The sequence below is a fragment of the Longimicrobium sp. genome, from assembly GCF_036554565.1.
Taxonomy (GTDB): Bacteria; Gemmatimonadota; Gemmatimonadetes; order Longimicrobiales; family Longimicrobiaceae; genus Longimicrobium.
The window spans coordinates 1-4,071 of sequence record NZ_DATBNB010000336.1; the positions used below are offsets into that span (position 1 = coordinate 1).

Sequence of the window (4,071 nt, forward strand, 5' to 3'; positions counted from 1 at the left end):
CCCCCCCCCCCCCCCCCCCCCCCCGCACCCGGGGCTGGTGAGAGGCGGCTCGTGCCTCTCTGCGTCTCCGCGTCTCTGCGTGAGGCCTGACGGAGTTGGGGACGCGAGGCGTCACGGGTTGCACTCAGGCGAGACAACGCCTATATTCCTTGTTGTCCGAGCATGGCGAGGGGCGCCACGGACGGTTCGCGCAGCGAAGTGGGGTGCGGTTGCCCCGCTTTTTTTATTGCCCTGAAAACGGCAACGAGGGGGAGGCGGCGTGGCGGACGAAACCCTTGCCGCGGAGATGGCCCAGCGCGTCGAAGAGCTGGGCTACGAGATGGTGGAGCTGGAGCAGGCCGGAAGCCGCGCGCGGCCCATCCTGCGCCTTTCCATCGACCGACCCGACAGCAAGCCCGGCGAGCCCGCCGTCAGCCTGGACGACTGCAGCCGCGTAAGCCGCGCGCTGGAGCCCTGGCTGGACCAGCGCGAAGGGCTTTCCGACCGCTACGTGATCGAGGTGTCCTCGCCCGGCGTGGAGCGCCCGCTGACGAAGCCCCACGACTGGGACCGCTTCGCCGGGGCCGAGGTGGCGGTCAAGACGCGCGTGCCGATCGAGGGACGCGGCAAGAAGGTGCAGGGAACGCTGGTGGGCCTTCGCGACGGAGAGCGCGTGGCCCTGCAGGTGGACGGCGACGAGGTGGAAATCCCGCTGGGCGAGATCGAACGGGGGAACCTGGTCTTCCGGTGGGAGCGCGGCCAGAAGCGCTGACGGAGGCGCCCGCGCGCCCGTGACAGAAAAGGGACCGACTTCCATGAACAACGCAACGCAGGTGCTCGCGGCCTTCCGCGAGATGACGGCCAACAAGGCCATCTCGCGCGACGAACTGTACGACCTGATCAAGGACGGCATTCTCGCCGCCCTGGCCAAGCGCTACGGCCCCAACGTCGAGGCCGAAATCGAGATCGACGAGGCCACCGGCAAGATCGGCATCACCGTCCTCAAGGAGGTGGTGGCCGAGGTGCAGGACGCGTCGCGCGAAATCCTGCTCGAAGAGGCGCGCTGGGACGACCCCGAGTTCGAGGTGGGCGACATCCTGGAGGTGCCCGTGGAGTTCGCCCAGTTCGGGCGCAACGCCGTGATGGCCGCCAAGCAGCGCATTCTGCAGCGCGTCCGCGAGGGCGAGCGGCAGAAGATCCGCGACGAGTACGAGCACCGCGTGGGCGAGCTGCTTTCGGGCGAGGTGCAGCAGGTGGAGCGCGGCAAGATGGTGCTGCTGCTCAACCGCAGCCGCGACGCCGACGCCATCGTCCCGTGGAAGGAGCAGAACCCCCGCGAGCGGTTCCGCCAGGGAGAGCCCATCCGGGCCGTGCTCAAGAAGGTCGAGGAAACGCCCAAGGGCCCGCGCCTGATCCTGTCGCGCGCCGACCCGCTGTTCGTGGCCGCGCTCTTCAAGCTCGAGGTGCCCGAGATCACGCAGGGGATCGTGGAGATCCGCGGCGCCGCCCGCGAGGTGGGCTTCCGCAGCAAGATCGCCGTCAGTTCGCGCGACGAATCGATCGATCCCGTAGGCGCCTGCGTGGGCCTCAAGGGCAGCCGCGTCCGCGCGGTGGTGCAGGAGCTGGGCGGCGAGCGCATCGACATCGTGCCGTGGCACCCGGACCCCGAGACGTACGCCAAGCGCGCGCTGGCCCCGGCCCGCGTGGCCAAGGTGATCTCGGACTACGAGGCCCGCACCATGACGGCCATCGTCGATGAAGACCAGCTGTCGCTGGCCATTGGGCGCAACGGCCAGAACGTGCGCCTGGCCAGCCAGCTGATCGGCTGGCAGATCGACCTGTTCGGATCGCGCGAGTGGCTGGAGCGGGGCGCCGAGCGCGCGCTGTTCGGCGGCGGCGACGAGGCCGAGTACGAGAGCACCGACTTCGCCCTGCGCGACCTGGACCTGGCGCCCGCCACGCTGGCGGCGCTGGAGGCGGCCGGCTACAACACCTTCTTCGACATCATCGACCTGGAGCGCGAGGACTTCCTGCGCATCCCGGCCATCGGCGCCGCCGAGGCGGACCGCCTGGTGTCGGAAATCGAGCGGCTGACGGTGGAAGACGAGGACGAGGCCGCCGGCGGGTACGAGGATGGCACGGGCGAAGCGTTCCCTGGATCGGACGAGGGGAACGAAGGCGGGGGCGAGGCCTGGGCCGAGGACGGAGAAGCTGCTCCGGACTTGACTTCGGGCGCGGAACCGGAGAATTTGCCGCATTCCGACTGAGCCGAACGACGGACCCGCGCCGGGCCAGGGGGAGCGCGCGCTGCTGAACCTGATGGGGCTGGCCGCGCGCGCCCGCAAGCTGGTGTTCGGCACCGACATGGCCCGCGGGGCCGCCCGCGACGGGTCGCTGGCCGCCGCGCTGGTGGCGGCCGACGCATCGCCCACGCAGAGCAAGAAGCTGGTTCCGCTGCTGCAGGCCCGCGGCATACCCTACGCCGTCTGCCTTACGAGAGCCGACATCGGCGCCGCCATCGGGCGGGGGCCGGTTTCGGCCGTTGGATTCACTGACAAGAGTTTTGCGCGCCGTGCCCTGGAGTTGGCGGGCAGTCCGCCACAGGTGCAGGAACGAGCTGGAGGAGAGCCGTACTGATGCGAGTCTTAGAAGTCGCCAAGGAGCTGGGCGTTCCGGCAGAGGCCTTGGTGCACCTCCTCCGGGAGATGGACGTACCCGTTCGCAGCCACATGAGCGACGTGCCCGAGCAGGCCGTCGCCCGGGTGCGCACCGTCATCGAGCGGGAGCGCCGCCACGGCCACGCCGAGGCCGCCGAGGCGGTTTCGGCCGCGCTGGGCGACGCTTCCGCCGCGCCGCGCCGCCGCCGCCGCCGTCGTGAAGACGAGGGCGACGACATTCCCGCCGAGGCTTCGGCCGAGGGGGCGACGCCCACGGCCGCCGCGCAGACCGACGTCGACGCAGGCCCCGCCGCCGGCCAGAAGCCGGCGCAGGCCGACAGCACCGCGTCGCCCATCGCCGACGCGGCCGAGGCCATCGCCGCCGAAGCGGCCATGGAAGCCGCGGACCGCGGCGCCGACCTGGTGACGCGCGGCGGCCAGCCGCCCAGGGACGTCACCGTCGTCGTGGAGTCGGTGGATACCGATTCGGCTGCGCCGCGCGTGGACGCGGCGCAGCCCGCCGTTCCCGCGCCGCCCGCCGGCATCGTCGAGGACCGCCCGGCCCGCGCCGATGCCGACGAGCGCTCGGCCCCGCCGCGGCGCGACGAGCTGCGCCCGGCCGCCTCCGCGCGCCCCGGCCCGCAGTCCGCCCGTCCCGGTGGCCAGCCCGCAGGTCCGCAGTCCGCCCGTCCGGGGGGACCGCAGTCCGCGCGCCCCGGCGGCCAGCCGGGTGGGCCCCAGTCCGCCCGTCCCGGTGGACAGCCGGGTGGTCCGCAGTCGGCCCGCCCCGGTGGACAGCCCGGCGGGCCGCAGTCCGCGCGTCCGGGTGGCGACCGCCGTCCGTCGCCGCCGCCGTCGGTGCGCCCGGGCGCTCCCGCCGGTCCGCGTCCCGTTCGCCCCGAGGGGCAGCAGGCCGGGGGTGACGCGGCCCGTCCGCCGCGTCCGGAAGGGTTCGTTCCGCGCTCGGCGCGCAGCATGGCGCCGCCCGCGCCGCCGTCCTCGGCCCGCACGCAGTCGTTCGGCGGCCGTCCCGGCGACACCGCCGGCACCACGCCCACCGGCACCGCCGGTGCGGGTGCCAACGCGGGGAAGAAGAAGGACCGCAAGAAGGGCAAGAAGGGCCGGGCCGGCGTCGACCAGGGAGCGGTGGATGACAACTTCCGGAAGACGATGGCCGCGATGGAGACCGGCGGCCGCAAGAAGCGCCGGTCCCCCCGCGACCAGGGTCCCTCGCAGCACGAGCGCCGCGAAGAGGAGATTTCGCGCCGCCGCGCCGAGGAAGCTACCACGGTTCGCGTCAACGAGTTCCTGACCGTGGCGGAGCTGGCGGAGCTGATCGACGTACCGCCCACGCAGCTGATCGGGTCGGCGTTCAAGAACCTGGGGCTGATGGTCACCATCAACCAGCGGCTGGACTTCGACCAGATCGAGCTGC

Annotated in this window: 4 protein-coding genes; all 4 read left to right on the top strand. The window is 72.5% G+C overall.

Annotation, left to right across the window (positions count from 1 at the left end; translation table 11 throughout):
• Positions 1 to 259: 259 nt before the first annotated feature.
• On the top strand, positions 260 to 751 hold the full coding sequence (gene rimP / locus VIB55_RS09515) for a ribosome maturation factor RimP (protein ID WP_331876414.1): 492 nt from the start codon (positions 260 to 262) through the stop codon (positions 749 to 751).
• 43 nt (positions 752 to 794) lie between these two features.
• On the top strand, positions 795 to 2,246 hold the full coding sequence (gene nusA / locus VIB55_RS09520) for a transcription termination factor NusA (protein WP_331876415.1): 1,452 nt from the start codon (positions 795 to 797) through the stop codon (positions 2,244 to 2,246).
• 52 nt (positions 2,247 to 2,298) lie between these two features.
• On the top strand, positions 2,299 to 2,616 hold the full coding sequence (locus VIB55_RS09525; RefSeq protein ID WP_331025194.1) for a L7Ae/L30e/S12e/Gadd45 family ribosomal protein: 318 nt from the start codon (positions 2,299 to 2,301) through the stop codon (positions 2,614 to 2,616).
• Positions 2,616 to 4,071 (top strand): translation initiation factor IF-2 N-terminal domain-containing protein (locus VIB55_RS09530; protein WP_331876416.1); only part of this gene is annotated, 1,456 nt, incomplete at its 3' end. The genes VIB55_RS09525 and VIB55_RS09530, both read left to right, overlap by 1 nt.

Excerpts from the sequence above, each read along its gene's own strand:
- VIB55_RS09525 (WP_331025194.1), top strand. The coding sequence starts at position 2,299 with ATGGGGCTGGCCGCGCGCGCCCGCAAGCTGGTGTTCGGCACCGACATG.
- nusA (WP_331876415.1), top strand. The coding sequence starts at position 795 with ATGAACAACGCAACGCAGGTGCTCGCGGCCTTCCGCGAGATGACGGCC.